This is a genomic window from Pseudomonas sp. VI4.1 (assembly GCF_002029345.1).
Taxonomy (GTDB): domain Bacteria; phylum Pseudomonadota; class Gammaproteobacteria; order Pseudomonadales; family Pseudomonadaceae; genus Aquipseudomonas.
On the sequence record NZ_MULM01000165.1, the window covers coordinates 1 to 17,168 of the forward strand.

Below are 17,168 nucleotides of genomic sequence, written 5' to 3' on the forward strand. Positions count from 1 at the left end.
CTACAGGTTGAGCGGCGGTCGCAAATTTTTGTACTCGACGCGGACACTGTAGGAGCTGGCTTGCCAGCGAAGGGGCCAGTCCAGGCGCTAAAGATTTTGGCCTAAACCCCAACCCGCGCCTGCAAACTCAAATGCGCTTTCTGCCCCGGCGCCAGGCTCAGGCTATCGGTCCCGCCGCTCGCCGCTTCCACGCAGACAAACTCGCCGATCTCATTCCAGCTCACCCCCAGCAACGGCCGTGACCCGGGGTGCCAGACCACCGTGTCCGCATCGTCGCCGGTGTCGATGCACAACGCCCGCTGCCAGGCGTGGTCGTTGAGCTGCAATTCCCCTTCCTGCTGGAACACCCGCTGACAGCCGCCCTCGACTCGCAACTCGCCTTCCTGCTGGCAAACCTGGCGGTTCAAGTGGTCATAGCCGTGCGCACCCTCGAGTCCAGACAGCGCTACCTCACCGACGTCGCCAATACGCCAATACGCGTGCAACGCCTGGCTCAACTGGCACGGCAGGCTGTCCTGATGCTCGGTGCACAGGCGCAATTCCATGCGTTCGCCCAGGTGCGCATGCAGGTCCACTTGCCAGTCACATAACTGCAGTTGCCAGTGCAGATGCACGCCAGCGTCGTCACTGCTACTGTCCAGCAGCTTCCAGTCGAGCAGCCGGGCCCAGCCGTGGGACGGCCAGGCGTTTTCGCTCGGATGGCGCCCATACCAGGGCCAGCACACCGGCACCCCGCCACGAATCGCCCCGACATGCGGCCATTTGGCTGCGCACCACAGCCAGGGTTTCTGGTCCCGGGGCTGAAAGTGCAACAACTGCGCGCCCTGCCGACTGAACACCGCCTGACACAGCGGATGATCGATCACCAGCACATCGCGCATCTGATAGCGCTCCCACGCGAACACCGGACGTTCGCGCAAGGATTTGAAGAAGCGTTGTAGCGGATGCTCATGCATGTGCCGCGATCCTGAAAATCATCTTGTTCTGCGGGTTGCGCCGCCCCAAAAAAAAGCGGACAGCCTTGGCCGTCCGCAAAAATGCGCACATGGAGAGGAGCTTATCGCAACAACGTTAGAACACCGACTGAATTTTCAAGCCGGCCACCAGCGCGTCATCAACTTCATTCACACCGCCCGGGTGAGTGATGTACTGCAGGTTGGGGCGGACGGTCAGCCAGTTGGTCACGTGGAAGCCGTAGTTGACCTCGTAGTTGTACTCGGTGTTGCGCAGCGGCGAGAACAGCGGATCCTGGTAGTCGCTGACACCATTGGACGCGTTGACCAACTCGGCGTTTTTCTTCACGTCATCGTTGACATGGATACGGGCGAAACCGATCCCCATGTCATCTTTTGGACGTGCATCGAACGGGCCCTTGTACACAAACATCAGCGACTGGTAGTTGTCGACGATGTTGGTGTCCTTGTCGTGGAACGTGGCGTTGGCGGCGATGTTCAGGCCGCGGGACGCGTCACCGTTGTGGCTGGTGAGTTGTTGCTGCGCCACGAACCAGTAGCCGGACTTGCTGCTGTGGCTGCGGTAGGCGTTGCCGCTGGTGGCCGCATCATCACCGTTGTCGTCTTCGCGAACGTCATCGGCCTTGGCCGTGCTTTTGTAGTAACCGACACGGTATTCGCCCGGCAGGTTGCCAGGGTTAGGCAACCAGACCAGTTCCACCGGCAATACCGTGCCCTTGGTGCCACTGCCGCTGAGCTTGAAGCCGTTACCGTGCTCCAGTTGCGAGGGGTTCTGGTTGTACGCGCCGATCTGCGCATAGAACTCGGGCGAGATGTTGTACTTCACGCGGACCGCGGCCTGGCTGACCGGCCAGTTGTACCAGATATTGGTCGCCCAGTTGCCCACTTGGGAGCCGCAGAACGCCAGGTTCTGGAACTCGCAGGGGAAGGTGTTGAAGTCTTCGCCTTCGCCGAAGTAACCGGCCTTGACGTCCAGTTTACCGTCGAGGAACTGGTGCTTGATCCACAGTTGGGTCAGGCGAACCATGTGGCCACGGCCGTAGACTTCCTGGGAGGAACTCAAGGTGCCGGCACGCGGGTCGCCGACACGGTCATTGGAGATGTTCTCACCGTTACGGTTGGTGAGCTGGATCTTGGCCTGGGTATTATCCCAGCCCATCAGTTTTTCCAGGTCCAGCGCCACGCCCAGGCCGAACTGGTCGGCGTAACGCGCCGTCTTGTCGTTGTTGTAGCCGCCGTGGAGGTTGCCACCCACTTCACCGACGTAGTCCATCTTGATGTCGACGCCCTGCTCGATCAGTCGGGTCCGCTCGCCACCCCAATCACCAGTCATCCATTCGGAATCGGCGCTGAACGCGTCAGCCGCCTGCACACTGCCGGCCAGCGTCATTGCCGCAATCGCTGATAACTGGCAGATAAGCTGAGCGTTGTTGTTCTTCTTCATCCCTACATCCTCGTTTTATTGTTATTAACTGTTTTTATTTAACGCGGTGACATCGGTTACGGAGAGCGACAGGCTGCTCAGCGCATATCCTCCTGTAGGAGCGAGCTTGCTCGCGATGGTCTCAAGGGCGACGCGTTCATTCAGAAAAAACGCGTAATCGTTGGCGTCCATCGCGAGCAAGCTCGCTCCTACAGTTTTGATCTTCAGCGGCCTTTGAATTGCGCTACGTTGGCAGCGTGGGCCTCGGTTTTCGGCACACCGGCCACCCCCAACCGCTCCCCGGTCGCCCCATCGAACAACAGCACTTTCGACGGATCGAACTGCAAGGTCAGGGTCTCGCCCACGGCCGGTGCAACGTCCGGCGCCAGGCGGCAGCAGACCTTGGTGCCGTTGAGGTTGACGAACACCAGGGTGTCGGGACCGGTCGGTTCGGTGACCTGGACTTCGGCGCGGATGGTCGGTAAGCCATTCGCTTCGCTGCCCGCCAGCACGATCTGTTCCGGGCGCATGCCGAGGATCACTTCGCGGTCTTCGAGCCCGGCGTCCTGCATGCCCAACGGCAATTCACAGCGCGCCTGGCCGCTGTCGAGCAGCGCCACCAGGCGACCTTCCTTGCGCTGCAAACGCAGGGGGATGAAGTTCATCGGCGGCGAGCCGATGAAGCTCGCCACGAACAGGTTGGCCGGGTTGTTGTAGATGTCTTTCGGCGTGCCGAACTGCTGAATGATTCCGTCCTTCATCACCGCCACCTTGTCGCCCAGGGTCATGGCTTCGATCTGGTCGTGGGTCACGTAGACCGTGGTGGTCTTCAGGCGCTGGTGCATCAGTTTCATTTCAGTGCGCATCTCGACCCGCAGCTTGGCATCGAGGTTGGACAGCGGTTCGTCGAACAGGTAAATCTTCGGCCGCCGCGCCAGGGCACGGCCCATCGCCACCCGCTGTTGCTGCCCACCGGAGAGCTGGCCGGGCTTGCGGCTGAGCAAATGTTCGATCTGCAACAGTTTGGCGACACGAGCGACTTCTGCGTCGATTTCGGCGGCGGGCATTTTGCGAATCTTCAGGCCGAAGGCGATGTTGTCGCGCACGCTCATCGTCGGGTACAGCGCGTAGGACTGGAACACCATGGCGATGTCACGATCCTTGGGGCTCATGCCGCTGATGTCGGCGTCGTCCACCAGAATCGCCCCGCCGCTGATGTTTTCCAGGCCGGCGATGCAGTTCATCAGCGTGGATTTACCGCAGCCCGAGGGACCGACCAGGATCAGGAACTCACCGTCATCGATCTTCAGTTCGATGTTTTTCAGGGTGTCCGGCAAACCGGCGCCGTAGGTCTTGTTAACGTTGCGTAATTCGAGAGTTGCCATGTTCTACCCCTTGACCGCGCCGGACGTCAGCCCACGCAGGAAATACTTGCCAGCGAATATGTAGACCAGCAGTGTCGGCAGCCCGGCGATCATCGCGGCGGCCATATCAACGTTGTATTCCTTGGCCCCGGTGCTGGTGTTGACCAGGTTGTTCAGGGCCACGGTAATCGGCTGGGCGTCGCCACTGGCGAAGACCACGCCGAACAGGAAGTCATTCCAGATCTGGGTGAACTGCCAGATCAGGCAGACCATCACGATCGGGATCGACATCGGCAGCAGGATCTTCCAGAAAATCGTGAAGAAGCCCGCGCCATCCAGGCGTGCAGCCTTGACCAGCGCATCCGGAATGCTCACGTAGTAGTTGCGGAAGAACAGCGTGGTGAACGCCAGGCCGTAGACCACGTGCACCAGCACCAGACCGGTGGTGGTATTGGCCAGGCCGAACTTGCCGAGGGTGAACGAGGCCGGCAACAGCACGGTCTGGAACGGCAGGAAGCAGCCGAACAACAACAGACCGAAGAACAGTTGCGAACCGCGGAAGCGCCACATCGACAGCACGTAGCCGTTCATTGCACCGATAAAGGTCGAGATCAAAACCGCCGGCACGGTGATTTTCACCGAGTTCCAGAAGTAGCCGCCGACCACGTCCCAGGCCTTGATCCAGCCGATGCCATCGATCACGGTCGGCCAGCTCAACAGGTTGCCGGTGCGGATGTCTTCCGGCGATTTGAAGCTGGTCAGCAGCATCACGATCAGCGGAATCAAATACACCGCCGCCGCCAGCAACAAGGTGGCGTAGATCGCGATTCGGCTGAAGCTGAGCGCCGGTTTGCCGAGTTGATTAGTCATGGCGCTTGCCTCGCAGCTCGGAGTACAGGTACGGCACGAGGATGGTCAGTACGGCACCGAGCATCAGCATGGCGCTGGCCGAACCGATGCCCATCTGGCCACGGCTGAAGGTGAAGGAGTACATGAACATCGCGGGCAGGTCGGAGGAGTAGCCGGGACCGCCAGCGGTCATCGCCGCCACCAGGTCGAAGCTCTTGATCGCGATGTGCGCGAGGATCATGAAGGCGCTGAAGAACACCGGCCGCAGGCTCGGCAACACGATCTTCAGGTAGATGGTCGGCAGGCTCGCACCGTCGACTTGCGCGGCACGGATGATCGATTGATCGACTCCGCGCAGGCCGGCGAGGAACATCGCCATCACAAACCCCGAGGCTTGCCACACGGCAGCAATCACCAGGCAATAGACCACGCGATCCTGATCCACCAGCCAGTCGAGACGGAAGCCTTCCCAGCCCCAGTCACGCAGCATCTTGTCCAGGCCCAGGCCCGGGTTGAGCAGCCATTTCCACGCGGTACCGGTGACGATCATCGACAGCGCCATCGGGTACAGGTAAACGGTGCGGATGAAGCCTTCCTTGCGAATGCGCTGATCCAGCAGCACGGCGAGGAACACCCCCAGCACCAGGCTGATGCCGATGAACATGCCGCCGAAGAGCGCGAGGTTCTTGCTCGCGACCCACCAGCGATCGTTGTCCATCAGGCGCATGTATTGCTGCAGGCCGACCCACTTGTAGCTCGGCATGAAGCTGGAGTTGGTGAAGGACAGAACGAATGTCCAGATGATGTAACCGTAGAAGCCAACCAATACGATCAGCATGCTCGGCGCGAGTACCAACTTGGGTAACCAGCGTTGCAGCGCATCGAACGGTGAGGCTTTGCTGAAAACCGCCACAGAGCTCATCGGGATAATCCAGGTGGAGAAGTGAGGATCGGAGTGCGGTCCCCTGTAGGAGCTGGCTTGCCAGCGAAAGCGGTGGGTCAGTCGATACATGTATTGGCTGACACACCGCCTTCGCTGCAAGCAGCTCCTACAGGGGGTCACTCAGAGTCAGGGATTACTGGGCAGCCTTGACAGCCGATGCCAGTTGCGCGCTGGCCTTGGCCGGGTCAGCGTTCTTGTCGTTCATGAAGTTGGTGACCACGTCGAAGATCGCGCCCTGCACGGCCAGGGAAGTGGCCATGTTGTGCGCCATGCTCGGTTGCAGGCCGCCGGTCTTCTCGTCCGCCAGGAAGTCCTTGGCCGCGGTTTGCGCGCAAGCATCGAAGCCCAGGCCACTCATGTCGTTGAGCATGTCGGTGCGCACCGGGATCGAGCCTTTGTTGATGCTGAAGACTTTCTGGAAGTCTTTACCCAGAGCGACCTTGGCCAGGTCTTGCTGGGCGGCGATGTCACCTTTGCGGTCAGCCTTGAGCTTGAATACGGCCAGCGAGTCGATGTTGTAGGTGAAGGCTTTTTCGGTGCCCGGGAACGGCACGCATTGGTAGTCCTTGCCCGCGACTTTGTTGGCGGCGGTCCATTCGCTCTTGGCCCAGTCGCCCATCATCTGCATGCCGGCCTTGCCGTTGATGACATCGGCGGCGGCGATGTTCCAGTCACGACCGGCACGGTTCGGGTCCATGTAGCCGGTGATTTTTTTCAGCTCGGCGAAGGCCTTGGTCATCTCGGCACCCGAGAGGGTTTTCTGATCCAGGTCGACCAGGGCTTTCTTGTAACCGTCGGCGCCCATGACCGAGAGCACCACGTCTTCGAATACGGTGCTGTCCTGCCAAGGCTGGCCACCGTGGGCGAGCGCGATGAAGCCTGCGGCTTTCAGCTTGTCGCCGGCGGCGTAGAACTCTTCGAGGGTGGTCGGCGCTTTTTCGATCCCGGCTTTCTTGAACACTTGCGGGTTGATCCACAGCCAGTTGACGCGGTGGATGTTCACCGGCACAGCCACGTAGTCGCCGTCGTATTTCACGGTGTCGGAGACTTTCTTGATCAGCAGGCTGTCCCAGTTCTCCGCTTTGGCAACGTCTTTCAGCGCATCGGTGCTGAGCAGGCCAGTGCTGCCCCACTCCTGGATGTCCGGCCCCTTGATCTGGGCGACGCCCGGCGGGTTACCGGCAACGGCGCGGCTCTTGAGGACGGTCATGGCCGTGGAACCGCCACCACCGGCGACTGCGCCGTCCTTCCAGGTGAAGCCGTCTTTTTCGACTTGAGCCTTGAGCACATCGACCGCTGCCTTTTCACCACCGGAGGTCCACCAGTGAACGACTTCCACCGAACCTTTGGCGTCAGCGGCAAGGGCACTCAGCGGGAATGCAGAAAGGGGAAGCAGCGAGGCAAGAGAAATGACAGTAGCGAGGCGAGAAATCGCATTCATCTAGAAGTACCTTTCTTGTTGTTATGCATGCAAGTCTGGTGCTTGCGCTGCATGGATTTTAAACAGGAGTCATCCCTTCGCAGGTAACGAAGGGACGCTCGAATGTCACCACATGGTTACACAGGAACGCTCTGGGCCAACTGCCCCAGCGCCGTGGCCATGCTGGGCGCCAGCGGCAGGCGCGGGATCAACACGGCTTGCCAGGCGTGATACAGGTCGGGTTTGCCGGCCCAGATATCGGCGCTCGGGCGATTTTGCGGATCGAGCTCGTGATACCAGCTGCCGTCTCGGCGGTCGATGAAATGACTGTCACAAAACTCCCAGAACACTCGGTACCAGTGTTCGTAGTATTCCTCGCCCGTGCGCTTGAGCAGAGCGCTGGCGGCGGCGCTGGCTTCGCAATGGGTCCAGTGCAGGCGATGACGAACCACGGGGCGATTGTCCCAGTCGAGGGTGTAGACGATGCCCGGCGCACCGTCGACGCTCCACCCTTGACGACAATTGTGCTCGAACAGTTTTTGCGCATCCGTGGCGAGCCAGCCTGGCGCCGGCATCCCGGCCCGGACCCGCGCCGCTTCGAGGTGCAGCAACAGCCGCGCCCATTCGAAACCGTGGCCGGGCGTGGTGCCGTAGGGGCGGAAACCGTCGGCCGGATTGGCGTGGTTGTATTCGCGCAGCGGCTGCCAGTCGCGGTCGAAATGCTCGACCACCAGGTAGTCGTTGGCGGCGGCGTGCGTATGGATAACGCGCTCGACGATGCGCTGGGCGCGGACCAGCCAGCGGTTGTCCCGGGTGACGTCGGCCAGCGCGAGGAAGGCTTCGGTGGCGTGCATGTTGCTGTTGGCGCCGCGATAGGCTTCCTCGCAGCTGAAGTCGCGGTTGAAGGATTCGCGCACCGCGCCCTCCTCCTCGCTCCAGAAATGCGTGTCGATGATGTCGATCGCATTAATGAGTAACGCTCGGGCGCCGGGCCGTTGGGCGACTACCGCAGAACTCGCGGCCAGTGCGACGAAAGCATGCAGGTAGGCGGCTTTGCCGGTGTTGCCGTCGCGGTGTTCCGGGGTGGCGAACCAGCCACCGTGTTCAGCATCGCGCAGCGGACCGCTGAGGGCTTTGACCCCGTGATCCACCAGCTCGGCAAAACCCGGCAGGCCCTGGATGTGGGCCATGGCGAAACTGTGGGTCATGCGCGCGGTGTTCATGGTTTCGGCTTGGGCGTTGGCCGGCAGGCGACCCTTTTCATCGAGGTTGCCGAAGCCTTCGGCGAGCGTTGCGGCCTTGGCGAACGCCAGCAGGCGCAGGCCTTCTGCGGCGAGCCATTGCTGATGGGCCGGTGCGTTGAGCCAACTGCTGAAGGCGGGTTGGAAGGTGTCCATGGGGTGCCTTTTTTTTGTTGTTATGACTGGGGGCAGTCTAAACAACGGGCGGTGGCGGGCTTGTAACGAAGGGGGTGGGTTATGTCACCGTTTTGTGACATTTCTCCTGAGAATGAGTTGATTGATCTGACGCCGAAGAACGATAACGCGGTGTTGCTAATCAACACTGCGAGGCAACTGCAATGTCACCCTTAACCCACCCTCCCGCAAATTCTGCAGGCTGACCTCGCCCCCATGACTATGGGCAATATTGCGCGCAATCCCCAAGCCTAACCCATACCCCTGCTGCTGCCCCGCCAACCTGAAGTGCGGTTCGAACACCTGCTCCAGCCGCTGCTCCGGCACCCCTGGCCCCTCATCATCGACATGCAAGACAAACGCGCTGTCATCGTCATCGATGTGCAGGTGCGCGTTCTGCCCATATTTCAGGGCATTGTCGATCAGGTTGCCAATGCACCGCTTGAGCGCCAACGGCTTGCCCGGATAAGGCGCCAGTGCCCGACCTTGCTGGGTCACCCGGCCATTGCCGTTGGGTGCAAGGTACGGTTCCACCAGGCAATCGAGCACATGGTTGAGGTCCACCGGTTCGATATTCTCGTGAATGTCGGTGTCTTTCACGCATTGCAGCGCGCCTTTGACCAGCAGCTCCAACTCATCCAGGTCGCGACCGAACTTGGCTTGCAGCTGTTCATCCTCCAGCAGTTCGACCCGCAGCCGCAAGCGGGTGATCGGCGTGCGCAGGTCATGGGAAATCGCGCTGAACAACTGACTGCGTTCGGTGAGATAACGGCTGATTCGTTCGCGCATCGCGTTGAAGGCACGGCCCACTTCCACCACTTCACTGCCACCGCCCTCGGCCACCGGTTCGACTTCGGCCCCCAGGGACATATCGCGTGCCGCCCGTGCAAGACGCTTGAGCGGCCGGCTCTGCCAGTGCACCAGCAGGCCGATGAACAACAACAAAAAACCACTGGTCAGGACGATGAACCAGACCTGTTGCGCCGGCAGCCCCTGCTCTTCAAGGCTGGTATAGGGCTCGGGCAACAGCGAAGCGATGTACAGCCACTCCCCCGGCGCCATCTGGATCTGGGTGACCAGCACCGGCGGATTGACCGGTTCCAGGGTCAGCGCGTAATGCGCCCAGGAGCGCGGCAACTCGTCGAGTTTCAGCCCACCGTTGAAAATCCGCAGGTCTTCGGGGCTGACAAACGTCACCGAGATATCCGTGTCCTGCCCCAGGGACTGGCGCAGCACTTCATCCACCGCCTTGAGCACCGCCGCCTTGCGTGGGGTGATCGGCAGCAGCTCCATGCCCAAGGGTTTGTCGTTGAGGGTCACCACGAACCGGGTGCCACCCATGCTGCGCAACTGGTCGAGCACCAGCGGCCGGAACGCCACCGGCAATGAGCGGAAATAACTGACGCTGGCGGTCATCGAATGCGCGAGGCTGCGGGCGCTGGTAACCAGCCCCTCGAGCTGGGTGGCGCGCAGCTGCGAAACCCAGATCACGCTCGACAGCGCCTGGGCGAACAGCACCGCCAGCAAGGTCAGCAATAACATCCGCCCGAGCAGTGAACGCGGCACGGGCACCTTGGCGGCGAGTTGGCGGAAAAACTCAGTGGCCATTACTGGCAACCACATTGGCTGCCAGTTGGTAGCCGCTGCCGCGCACGGTACGGATCAGCCGCGGCGGTTTTTCGGTGTCGCGCAGGCGCTGGCGCAGGCGGCTGACCGCCATGTCGACGATGCGATCCAGGGGCATCAGATCGCGGCCACGGGTGGCATTGCCGATGGTGTCGCGGTCGAGGATTTCCTGAGGGTGATCGAGGAACAGCTTCAGCAGGGCGAAATCGGCACCGGAGAGAATCACTTCTTCGCCGTCGATGTGGAACAGCCGATGGCTGACCATGTCCAGGCGCCAGTCATCGAAAGCCAGCACTTCACTGCCGGAGCGCTCCTGGCCGAACTGCGCGCGGCGCAGCAGCGCCTTGATGCGTGCTTGCAGCTCACGGGGACTGAAGGGTTTGCCCAGGTAGTCGTCGGCGCCCAGCTCCAGGCCGATGACACGGTCGGCCTCGTCGGAACTGGCGGTGAGCATGATGATCGGCACCTGGGCCTGACGCGGGTGCTGGCGAATCCAGCGGCACAGACTGAAACCGTCTTCGTCCGGGAGCATCACGTCGAGGATCACCAGGTCGCTCGGCGCCTCGTTCATCGCCTGGCGAAAGCCGGCACCGTCGGGCGTGGTCCGGACCTGGAAACCGGCGCGGGTCAGGTAGGTGTCCAGCAACTCGCGTATCTCTTGATCGTCATCGACCAACAAAATCGACTTGTTGACTGAGCTCACTGGAGGCGTCCTTGTTATTTGAGTTGGGACGGATTATGCCTGATGCACCGTTTTTACAAACACCGCAGAAACAATGTGGGAGCGGGCTTGCTCGCGAAGGCGGACTGACATCCAGCACAGATGTCGCCTGACACACCGCATTCGCGAGCAAGCCCGCTCCCACATTTTGATCGCATTTCAGGCCGGGATGGATTGCTCCAGCGCTACCCCTGCGCCCATCAGCCCCGAATACGGCGCCGTCACCAGCCACACCGGAATGCCCTTGAAGTAATCGCTCATGCAGCCCTTGTCGGCAAAGCACCGGGCGAAACCGCTTTCGATGAAGAAGTCGGCAAACCGCGGAATCACCCCACCCACGATGTACACGCCACCGCGTGCACCGGTGGTCAGCACGTTGTTGCCGGCCACACGACCGAGCCAGCAGCAGAACTGTTCAAGCACTTCCAGGGCAATCGGATCACCCGCCAGCCCGGCTGCCGTAATCGATTCCGGGGTATCGAGCACGGCCTCGTGGCCGTCTACCGCACAGATCGCCCGATAGACCCGCGGCAAGCCACTGCCGCTCAATGCGGTTTCAGCGCTGACATGGCCGATCTCGTTGAAGATGTGCTGCCACAGCTGGGTTTCGCGCAGGCTGCTCAGGGGCAAATCGACGTGACCGCCCTCCCCCGGCAATGCGGCGAATCGGCCTTCACCCAGGTCCAGCAAGGTACCGACACCCAGGCCAGTGCCGGGGCCGATCACTACCGCGGGGCGCAAAGGTTCCGGGGTACCTTCGCAGACCACCCGGAACTCGTCCGGCTGCAAGCGGGTCATGCCCAACGCCATGGCCGAGAAATCGTTGACCAGCAGCAGTTGGTCCACCTGCAACTGCTGGCAGAACCCCTGGCGACTGAGCCGCCAGTGATTGTTGGTGAACTTGAATTCATCGCCGCTGACCGGGCCCGCCACCGACAGGCACACCGAACCGAGCGAACCCGGCGCCAGGCCGAGTCCGCCCAGGTAGAGGCTGATCGCCTCTTCGGGGCTGGCGTGATCTGCCGTCGCCAGCACCTGGATCGACTCCAGTTGCTGGTTTTTCCACAACGCGAAACGTGCGTTGGTCCCACCGATGTCACCGACCAAAGCCAGTTTCAATTAAGCGTCTCCAGGGCAGAAGTAAAGGCGCTGGCGCCCTGCTCTGCGGAGCTGAAGGCCATGCGCATGAAACCGAACAGTTCGCGCCCGCTGCCGATGTTATTGGCCAACAGGCCCTTGGCAGGTTCGCGCGCGGCGAATGCTTCGGCGTCCACCTTAAGCTCCAGAGTGCCGGTGACGCCATCGACGCGGATGATATCGCCCTCTTGCACCCGCGCCAAAGCGCCGCCCACATAAGCTTCGGGGCTGACGTGAATCGCCGCCGGGATTTTGCCGGAAGCCCCGGACATGCGCCCGTCGGTCACCAGGGCCACCTTGAAGCCACGATCCTGCAGCACGCCGAGGAACGGCGTCATCTTGTGCAGTTCCGGCATGCCGTTGGAGCGCGGGCCCTGGAAGCGCATCACGGCGACGAAGTCTTTCTCCAGCAACCCGGCCTTGAATGCATCGGCCAGATCCTGCTGATCCTGGAACACCATGGCTGGCGCTTCGACGACCTGATTTTCCAAGGCCACCGCCGAGACTTTCATCACACCGCGACCGAGGTTGCCTTCCATCACGCGCAAACCGCCTTCTGGCGAAAATGCACGAGCGACCGGGCGCAGGATGGTCTCGTCGAGGCTTTCGGTAGGGCCTTCGCGCCAGACCAGCTCACCGTTATCGAGGAACGGTTCCAGGGTGTAGCGGCTGAGGCCGTGGCCAAGCACCGTGTTGACGTTTTCATGCAGCAGCCCGGCTGCCAGCAGTTCGCGGATCAGGAACGACATGCCGCCCGCTGCCTGGAAGTGGTTGATGTCGGCTTTGCCATTGGGGTAGACGTGGCTCAGGGTCGGCACGACTTCGGAGAGGTCGGCCATGTCCTGCCAGGTCAATTGAATGCCCGCCGCCATGGCGATGGCCGGCATGTGCAGGGTGTGGTTGGTCGAGCCGCCGGTGGCGTGCAGCGCCACGATCGAGTTGACCAGCGAACGCTCGTCGACGATTTCGCCGATCGGCATGAAATCACCGCTCTGCTTGGTCAGGCGCGTGACCTGATGCGCCGCTTCGCGGGTCAGGGCATCGCGCAACGGCGTGTTCGGGTTGACGAAAGAGGCGCCCGGCAAGTGCAGGCCCATGACTTCCATCAGCAACTGGTTGGTATTGGCAGTGCCATAGAACGTGCAGGTGCCGGGGCTGTGATAGGACTTCATTTCCGATTCCAGCAGCTCTTCGCGGCTGGCCTTGCCTTCGGCGTAACGCTGGCGCACGTCGGCTTTCTGCTTGTTGGAAATGCCCGAGACCATCGGCCCGCCCGGGACGAAGATCGTCGGCAAGTGACCGAAGCGCAGGGCGCCCATCATCAGGCCGGGCACGATCTTGTCGCAGATGCCCAGCATCAGCGCGCCGTCGAACATGTTGTGGGACAGGGCCACGGCGGTGGACAGCGCGATCACTTCACGGCTGGGCAGGCTCAGTTCCATCCCCGGCTCACCCTGGGTCACGCCATCGCACATGGCCGGGGTGCCACCGGCGAACTGGCCGACCGAACCGATTTCACGCAGGGCCCGTTTGATCTGCTCAGGGAAGACTTCGTACGGCTGATGCGCCGAGAGCATGTCGTTATATGACGAAACAATTGCGATGTTGGCGGCATTCATCATCCGCAGGCTGTGCTTGTCATCGCTACCGCAACCGGCGACGCCGTGGGCGAAGTTGGCGCACTGCAGCTTGCCGCGCATCGGCCCGTCGCTGGCGGCACCACGAATCAGTGCAAGGTAAGCCTCACGTGTTGCGCGGCTACGGGCGATAAGCCGTTCGGTGACCTCAAGGACGCGGGGATGCATGTGTAGAACTCCAGGCTAACGGATGTGGCGACCTGATTGTCTATGCTGAACAAGGGCCGTTGTGTTTGGGATGACAGACGGTTTTCTTGATCGGTCGGACCAGTTGATTCAGGTCACTCGTTGTAGATTGAACAAAATATTGCCATTAAAAAGGCTTGTTTTCTATTTTTATGCGAATAATCTTGTAATTCCAACAACAAAACGACGGCGGCCCTGTTAAATGACTCTTCGAATCGCAATCAATGGTTTTGGCCGTATTGGCCGTAACGTGCTTCGTGCACTGTATACCCAAGGCTATCGCCAGGACCTGCAGATCGTTGCCATCAATGATCTGGGCGACAGCGCGATGAACGCTCACTTGCTCAAGTACGATACTGTTCATGGCACGTTCGCCGCCGATGTCCAGCACGACCAGGAAAGCCTGACCGTCAACGGCGACCGCATTTCGGTCAGTGCCATTCGCAACCCGGCCGAGCTGCCCTGGGCGGCGGAAAAGATTGATGTCGTATTCGAATGCACCGGCCTGTTCACCGACCGGGCCAAGGCCGCCGCGCATATTACTGCCGGCGCGCGCAAAGTGATCATCTCGGCCCCGGCCAAAGGCGCCGACGCCACCGTGGTGTATGGGGTCAACCACGATATCCTGCGTCAGTCGCATCAGATCATTTCCAATGCGTCATGCACCACCAACTGCCTGGCCCCGGTGGCCCAGGTGCTGCATCGCGAGCTGGGCATCGAAAGCGGCCTGATGACCACGATCCACGCCTACACCAACGACCAGAACCTGACCGACGTCTACCACAGCGACCCGTACCGCGCCCGTTCCGCCACCCAGAACATGATCCCGAGCAAGACCGGCGCGGCCGAAGCGGTCGGCCTGGTGCTGCCGGAACTGGCGGGCAAACTGACCGGCATGGCCGTGCGTGTACCGGTGATCAACGTATCGCTGGTGGACCTGACCGTGCAGCTCAAGCGCGAAGCGTCGGCGGATGAAGTGAACGCATTGCTCAAGGAAGCCAGCCGGCATTCGAAGATTCTCGGCTACAACACCCTGCCGCTGGTTTCCAGCGACTTCAATCACAACCCGCTGTCGTCGATCTTCGACGCCAACCACACCAAGTCCAGCGGCAAGCTGCTCAAGGTCCTGGCCTGGTACGACAACGAATGGGGCTTCTCCAACCGCATGCTCGATAACTGCCTGGCGCTGTGCAACGCCGAGTAAGCGAAGCTTCCTGTAGGAGCTGGCTTGCCAGCGAAGACGTCCGAAAGATCGCCATCGCCACCAAGCCGCCCCACCCATTGCCTGTGGAACACCCCATGATCGGTATCAGCTTCACGCAAAAGACCCTGGCGGCGCGCAAGCGTATCGCCCTGGTCGCCCATGACCACTGCAAGGTGTTCCTGCTGGACTGGGCCGAGCGGCACAAAGACCAGCTTGCGCAACACGAACTGGTCGCCACCGGCACCACCGGATTGTTGTTGCAACAACGCCTGGATTTGCCAGTGGAAAGCATGATCAGCGGCCCCCTGGGTGGCGACCAGCAGCTCGGCGCGCGAATCGCCGAGCAGCGGGTCGACATGCTGGTGTTCTTCTGGGACCCGTTCGAACCGCAGCCCCATGACCCGGACATCAAGGCACTGCTGCGGGTCGCGGCGGTCTGGAACATTCCCGTCGCCTGCAACGAATGCAGCGCCGACTATCTGCTGAGCAGCCCATTGATGGATCAGGCGCACCCGCACCGGATCCCGGATTACGCCACCTATCTGCAAAGCCGCGCATAAACCTTCACAATTGAGTGCTTGACCAGTAGAGCGGATGATAAGCATTATCATTCGCTCGACATGGATCAGGTCCTCCCGTGAGTCAATTGCGCTTCAATCACGTCTTCATCGCCCAGCGAGTCTCACTGCTGCGCACCCTGGAGCGGATGGTCAACAATCACAGCACCGCCGAAGACCTCTTGCAGGAAACCTACCTGCGCGTGACCCGGGCGCTCAGTGAACGGGCCATCGATCACCTTGAACCCTTCGTGTTCCAGACCGCCCGCAACTTGGCGCTGGACCATTTGCGTGCGCGTCGCATCCACTCGCGCACCCTGCTCGACGACGTGCCGCTGGACGTGGTGCAGGCCGTCGCCTCCCCCGTGAGCAGCGCCGAGGACGCCGCCCATGCCGAACAATTGCTGGAGCGTCTGAACGTGAGCCTCAACCGACTCAGCGCCCGCCAGCAGCAGATTTTCATGCTCAGCCGTCTGCACGGGCACAGTTACCTGGAGATTGCCGAAAAGCTCGGCGTATCGTTGAGCACCGTGCAAAAAGAACTGAAGCTGATCATGGCGATCTGCATCGGTGTTGCCGAGCGCGTGAACGGCGACTGAGCCCGCAAGGCTTTGCTACCCTTGCCTCTCTTTCGGGCTTGATTAAAAAAACAGCCGTGCGCAGACACTGCCGAGGAAACACCGTGACGGACACCCACCGCCCCCCTGCCCCTTCCCCGGCACGGGACCCCGCCAGCGCAATGGACCAGGCTTTGGACTGGCTGATCGTGCTGGCCAATCCGAGCGAGGAACAGACCCGACAGTTCCATGCCTGGCTCGCTGCCGATCCCCTGCATGCCGAAGCGTTTGCCAGGGCCCAGGCGATCTGGGACGGCCCGCAGGTGCTGCAATGCGCGCAAAGCCTGGCCGCCCAACCGCCAAAGGTGACCGTGCTGTCGCGCCTGCGACCGCACGTGAACCCCTGGCCACGGCTGCCGTGCTGATCCTCGGTTTGTTCAGCTTCAGCAACTTGCCGATGCGCCTGCAGGCCGATCATTTGACCGTGGTCGGTGAGCGTCAGCGTTTGCAACTGGAGGACGGTTCGAAAGTCCTGCTCAATACCAATTCAGCGTTCTCCAGCACATCAACGATCAGCAGCGCGTGGCCCGCCTGTATCAGGGCGAGGCGTTTTTCGACGTGTCGGCCAATCGCGCCCAGCCGCTGCAAATCGACGCCGGCCCGGTCAAGGCCAGCGTGCGCGATACCGCGTTTGCGGTGCGCTACCTCGATGGCGTGGCACAGGTGCGGGTGCAGCGTGGCGACGTCGACTTGCAGGCAACCCGCAGCGACGCGCGGGTGCGTTTGTCCGCCGGGGAAAGCATCCGCATCGGCCCCAACGGTTTCGATCGCCCGGCCAAGCTCGATGCCGCCACCGACCTGGCCTGGGTCCAGGGCCGGCTAGTGTTCGAAAACTGCCCGCTGAACCAGGTGCTGGCAGAGTTGCGTCGCTACTATCCCGGCTGGATCATCAATAACAATGAGCAACTGGCCGACGTCGCGGTGACCGGCAACTACCGTCTCGATCAGCCGCTGGATGTTGTACGCTCGCTGGCCCACATCACCTCGGCCCGGCTTCAAGAATTCCCGGCGCTGGTCATAATTAACTGAATGAGAATTATTTTTACTCGATAGCTGAAGGTCGTTCGTCTCGTTATAGCCAATGCAATTGATTCG

15 protein-coding genes and 1 pseudogene are annotated in these 17,168 nt (G+C 61.3%); 4 read left to right on the forward strand and 12 right to left on the reverse strand.

From position 1 onward, the window contains the following. Positions 1–101: 101 nt before the first annotated feature. The 12 genes from BZ163_RS19875 to edd form a co-directional block, all read right to left on the reverse strand. Complete coding sequence (locus tag BZ163_RS19875) at positions 102–956, reverse strand: D-hexose-6-phosphate mutarotase (protein ID WP_128872258.1); 855 nt, start codon at positions 954–956, stop codon at positions 102–104. 115 nt (positions 957–1,071) lie between these two features. After that, on the reverse strand, positions 1,072–2,418 hold the full coding sequence (locus BZ163_RS19880) for a carbohydrate porin (RefSeq protein WP_128872259.1): 1,347 nt from the start codon (positions 2,416–2,418) through the stop codon (positions 1,072–1,074). A 24-nt stretch (positions 2,419–2,442) separates the two neighbouring features. Beyond that, the gene (locus BZ163_RS34905; RefSeq protein ID WP_168187385.1) at positions 2,443–2,598 is read right to left on the reverse strand and encodes a hypothetical protein; all 156 of its coding nucleotides are present in this window, start codon (positions 2,596–2,598) and stop codon (positions 2,443–2,445) included. Between the two features lie 23 nt (positions 2,599–2,621). Beyond that, entirely contained in the window at positions 2,622–3,782 is a 1,161-nt protein-coding gene (locus BZ163_RS19885; RefSeq protein ID WP_128872260.1) for an ABC transporter ATP-binding protein, read from the reverse strand. Between the two features lie 3 nt (positions 3,783–3,785). After that, positions 3,786–4,631, reverse strand: a complete 846-nt coding sequence (locus tag BZ163_RS19890; RefSeq protein ID WP_128872261.1) for a carbohydrate ABC transporter permease — start codon at positions 4,629–4,631, stop codon at positions 3,786–3,788. Next, on the reverse strand, positions 4,624–5,532 hold the full coding sequence (locus tag BZ163_RS19895; protein ID WP_084319029.1) for a carbohydrate ABC transporter permease: 909 nt from the start codon (positions 5,530–5,532) through the stop codon (positions 4,624–4,626). Before BZ163_RS19895 ends, BZ163_RS19890 begins: the two co-directional genes overlap by 8 nt. 154 nt (positions 5,533–5,686) lie before the next feature. Continuing rightward, a complete protein-coding gene (locus tag BZ163_RS19900; RefSeq protein ID WP_128872262.1) occupies positions 5,687–6,994 on the reverse strand; it encodes an ABC transporter substrate-binding protein in 1,308 nt (435 codons plus the stop codon). A gap of 116 nt (positions 6,995–7,110) precedes the next feature. Continuing rightward, on the reverse strand, positions 7,111–8,370 hold the full coding sequence (locus BZ163_RS19905) for an AGE family epimerase/isomerase (protein ID WP_128872263.1): 1,260 nt from the start codon (positions 8,368–8,370) through the stop codon (positions 7,111–7,113). A 156-nt stretch (positions 8,371–8,526) separates the two neighbouring features. Continuing rightward, positions 8,527–9,954 (reverse strand): ATP-binding protein, encoded by a 1,428-nt coding sequence (locus BZ163_RS19910; RefSeq protein WP_371916823.1) that lies wholly within the window; start codon positions 9,952–9,954, stop codon positions 8,527–8,529. A gap of 31 nt (positions 9,955–9,985) precedes the next feature. Further along, positions 9,986–10,717: a response regulator gene (locus tag BZ163_RS19915; RefSeq protein ID WP_008155851.1), complete on the reverse strand. Its 732-nt coding sequence runs from the start codon at positions 10,715–10,717 to the stop codon at positions 9,986–9,988. A 177-nt stretch (positions 10,718–10,894) separates the two neighbouring features. Next, the gene (locus BZ163_RS19925; RefSeq protein ID WP_128872266.1) at positions 10,895–11,854 is read right to left on the reverse strand and encodes a glucokinase; all 960 of its coding nucleotides are present in this window, start codon (positions 11,852–11,854) and stop codon (positions 10,895–10,897) included. Next, a complete protein-coding gene (gene edd / locus BZ163_RS19930) occupies positions 11,851–13,677 on the reverse strand; it encodes a phosphogluconate dehydratase (RefSeq protein WP_128872267.1) in 1,827 nt (608 codons plus the stop codon). Before edd ends, BZ163_RS19925 begins: the two co-directional genes overlap by 4 nt. 220 nt (positions 13,678–13,897) lie before the next feature. On the opposite strand from edd, the gene gap reads away from it, so the two are divergent. From gap to BZ163_RS19950, 4 genes and pseudogenes are all read left to right on the forward strand, one after another. After that, entirely contained in the window at positions 13,898–14,899 is a 1,002-nt protein-coding gene (gene gap, locus BZ163_RS19935; protein WP_128872268.1) for a type I glyceraldehyde-3-phosphate dehydrogenase, read from the forward strand. A 95-nt stretch (positions 14,900–14,994) separates the two neighbouring features. Next, positions 14,995–15,459 carry a methylglyoxal synthase gene (locus BZ163_RS19940; protein WP_128872269.1) on the forward strand — a complete coding sequence of 155 codons (465 nt, stop codon included), beginning with the start codon at positions 14,995–14,997 and terminating at the stop codon, positions 15,457–15,459. Between the two features lie 77 nt (positions 15,460–15,536). Then, complete coding sequence (locus BZ163_RS19945) at positions 15,537–16,055, forward strand: RNA polymerase sigma factor (RefSeq protein ID WP_128872270.1); 519 nt, start codon at positions 15,537–15,539, stop codon at positions 16,053–16,055. A gap of 83 nt (positions 16,056–16,138) precedes the next feature. Further along, positions 16,139–17,102: pseudogene (locus BZ163_RS19950) on the forward strand (FecR domain-containing protein). The last annotated feature ends 66 nt before the right edge of the window (positions 17,103–17,168 follow it).

Excerpts from the sequence above, each read along its gene's own strand:
- BZ163_RS19890 (WP_128872261.1), bottom strand. The coding sequence starts at position 4,631 with ATGACTAATCAACTCGGCAAACCGGCGCTCAGCTTCAGCCGAATCGCG.
- edd (WP_128872267.1), bottom strand. The coding sequence starts at position 13,677 with ATGCATCCCCGCGTCCTTGAGGTCACCGAACGGCTTATCGCCCGTAGC.
- BZ163_RS19900 (WP_128872262.1), bottom strand. The coding sequence starts at position 6,994 with ATGAATGCGATTTCTCGCCTCGCTACTGTCATTTCTCTTGCCTCGCTG.
- BZ163_RS19905 (WP_128872263.1), bottom strand. The coding sequence starts at position 8,370 with ATGGACACCTTCCAACCCGCCTTCAGCAGTTGGCTCAACGCACCGGCC.
- gap (WP_128872268.1), top strand. The coding sequence starts at position 13,898 with ATGACTCTTCGAATCGCAATCAATGGTTTTGGCCGTATTGGCCGTAAC.
- BZ163_RS19895 (WP_084319029.1), bottom strand. The coding sequence starts at position 5,532 with ATGAGCTCTGTGGCGGTTTTCAGCAAAGCCTCACCGTTCGATGCGCTG.
- BZ163_RS19875 (WP_128872258.1), bottom strand. The coding sequence starts at position 956 with ATGCATGAGCATCCGCTACAACGCTTCTTCAAATCCTTGCGCGAACGT.
- BZ163_RS19885 (WP_128872260.1), bottom strand. The coding sequence starts at position 3,782 with ATGGCAACTCTCGAATTACGCAACGTTAACAAGACCTACGGCGCCGGT.
- BZ163_RS19940 (WP_128872269.1), top strand. The coding sequence starts at position 14,995 with ATGATCGGTATCAGCTTCACGCAAAAGACCCTGGCGGCGCGCAAGCGT.
- BZ163_RS19880 (WP_128872259.1), bottom strand. The coding sequence starts at position 2,418 with ATGAAGAAGAACAACAACGCTCAGCTTATCTGCCAGTTATCAGCGATT.